Origin of the sequence: Streptomyces sp. NPDC005303 (assembly GCF_040607335.1) — a bacterium.
Lineage (GTDB): Bacteria > Actinomycetota > Actinomycetes > Streptomycetales > Streptomycetaceae > Streptomyces.
In genome coordinates this window covers 1-2229 of the sequence record NZ_JBEXGM010000080.1, presented here as the reverse complement: position 1 = coordinate 2229, position 2229 = coordinate 1, and the positions used below count along the sequence as shown (strand labels likewise).

General features: G+C 69.8%; 2 protein-coding genes and 2 pseudogenes. 1 reads left to right on the top strand and 3 read right to left on the bottom strand.

Translation table 11 applies throughout. From position 1 onward, the window contains the following. Nucleotides 1-131, bottom strand: a pseudogene (locus ABZT93_RS40320) (MerR family transcriptional regulator); the annotation flags it as partial. A 562-nt stretch (nt 132-693) separates the two neighbouring features. On the opposite strand from ABZT93_RS40320, the gene ABZT93_RS40315 reads away from it, so the two are divergent. Then, on the top strand, nt 694-1068 hold the full coding sequence (locus ABZT93_RS40315; protein ID WP_356114104.1) for a hypothetical protein: 375 nt from the start codon (nt 694-696) through the stop codon (nt 1066-1068). Nucleotides 1069-1203: 135 nt separating this feature from the next. Here the strand turns inward: ABZT93_RS40315 and ABZT93_RS40310 are convergent, their stop codons facing one another. Both ABZT93_RS40310 and araD read right to left on the bottom strand, forming a co-directional pair. Beyond that, nucleotides 1204-1983 (bottom strand): oxidoreductase, encoded by a 780-nt coding sequence (locus tag ABZT93_RS40310; protein ID WP_356114102.1) that lies wholly within the window; start codon nt 1981-1983, stop codon nt 1204-1206. A 134-nt stretch (nt 1984-2117) separates the two neighbouring features. After that, nucleotides 2118-2229 (bottom strand): annotated as a pseudogene (gene araD, locus ABZT93_RS40305) (L-ribulose-5-phosphate 4-epimerase); the annotation flags it as partial.

Below are 2229 nucleotides of genomic sequence, written 5' to 3'. Positions count from 1 at the left end.
ATGAGTCGGGCTTCGCCGATGGCTCGGAGGAAGCCGGGGGTGGTGCCGAGCATCTCTGCTGCCCGGCCCATCGTGTACGCGGGGTAGTCGTCGTCCTCCAGGCGATCGCTCAGAGGCTTGTCCGGGGTCATGTCACCTCCTCGTGCAACGCGTCGAGGGGCCCTGGTGCCGTACGCACCAGGGCCCCGAGGAAATCGAACACCATCTGTCGGCCTACTGCTGTGCCGACCTTCTGTTTCCGCTACCCGGCCCGGCAGAGCGGGGTGCGGAGGGATCGCGACTGCTTGACCGGGGACCACCATCCATTCCGGGGTCTTGCGGTACCCGGGCCGAGAGTGTCGGGCCGGGCGATCCTGATGGCGTCTCCTCCGTTTCTCTCTGAACCAACCACTGGGTGATGCGGTACTGCGTGGCGGCTCCTTGACCTGCGAGCCGCCCAGTGCGGCTCTCAGTCCCGTCGCCATTCTGGGAACGTCTTGGCTTCGAGGCTCGAGAGCCGCCCTGACCTGCGAACTTCGTGTACAACACCCGACAGTTCGTGTCTGCCGGATCTCGTTCGACCGTGTCTACGATATGAAGCGTAACCAAGTCGGGAGAGGATGTCTACTCTGGCAAAAGTAGATTTCACTCCTGTGGCGGAGGACTGCTGCCCGGACCGCGGGGTGGTCCCGGGACTGAATAGGATCTGCTCTCATGTCGAACCCTGACGAGCTGCTCGTCGCCCTCTCCGCCGCGGTGGAGTCCGAGCGAAGCAATCAGATGTCGTTGACCGTGGTCGTCGGCGGTGCCGTCATCACCGGCCGGCTGGCTCCTGAGGCCGTGTGGCGGGAGCGGGTGGCGGAGGTCCTGAAGGACTCGGACCGCCTGGGCCCGTTCTCCGACGTCTTCGCCCGCTCCCCGCGAGGGGACGGGCCCGACCGTGACGAGGCGCCCACACATCTGCACTTCCACCTCGCCCGGATCCTTCAGGGGAGCCTCGGTATCCCGGAGACGGGGGGCATGTACCGCGTCGCGATCAAGGACGTCAGCGCGTGGACCGTGGGTGATCTCAGCTACTTCGACCGGTGAGACGCCCGCCCGACGAGGTGGTCGGGCAGGTCCTTGACCGCGACGGCCGCGCCGGCGGGCAGGGCGAGGGGTGAACGGGGTCGAGCCCGTACCCCTCGTCCCACTCCCGTCGGCCGGTCACGGCAGGGTGCGAGGTCACCAGGTGGGGATGAGGCCGCCGTCGATGACCATGTCGCTGCCGGTGATGTTCCGCGCGCCGTCGCCGGCCAGGAACAGGACCAGTTCGGCGACTTCCCCGGGCTGGGAGAAGCGGCCGGTGGAGGTGGCACCGGCGGCCTGCGCGACGATGACGTCGGGCGTCGTCCCGGCGGCGGCGGAGACGGTGGCGGCGACCCCGTCCCCGGCCAGCCAGAGGTCGGTCTGCACCGGGCCGGGGCTGACGGTGTTGACACGGATGCCCTTGGGGCCGACCTCCTTCGACAGGGCCTTGGAGAAGGCGACGAGGGCGGCCTTGCCCGCGCTGTAGTCGATGACCAGGGGATCGGGGAGCGTGGCGTTGACCGAGGCGACCGTGACGATCGCCCCCTGGCCGGCCGCGAGCATGACCGGCAGGGCCGCGCGGGTGACCCGTACCGCGGTGAGCAGGTTCAGATCGAGTACGCGCTGCCAGTCGGTGTCCGTCACCGACAGGAACCCTCCGGTCCGGGCCGGTGCCGTGCCTACGTTGTTGACCAGCACGTCGATGCGTCCCCGGGCCGCCTCGACGAGGCGCCCGGCGGCGGCCGGCTCGGCGAGGTCGACGGGCACCCAGGTGACCGGGCCTTCCTTGACCAGCGCGTCCAACTCGGGCGTGGAGGTGCGGGAACCGGCGATCACCGCCGCCCCCGCCTGCGCGAGGGCCGTGACGACGGCCAGCCCGATGCCCTTGCTGGCACCGGTGACGACAGCGGTGCGTCCGTGCAGTGGCGCGTCCATGTCTCTGCCTTCCTTCTGCCGGGCACCGGCGGCAGCCATGGGAGCTACGGCACGGGCACCGCGTCCAGCAGACCACGCCCCGGCGGGAACGGACAGCCCGCCGCCGGTGCGCGGTCCGGGTCCGTCCGTCCCGGTCACGGTTGTGGGAGTGCTGCTTCCGGGTTGCCGTAGTAGGCGTGGGGTCCGTGTTTGCGGGTGTAGTGGCGTTCCAGGAGGTGGGCGGGTGGGGGTGCGGTGGGGTTGAGG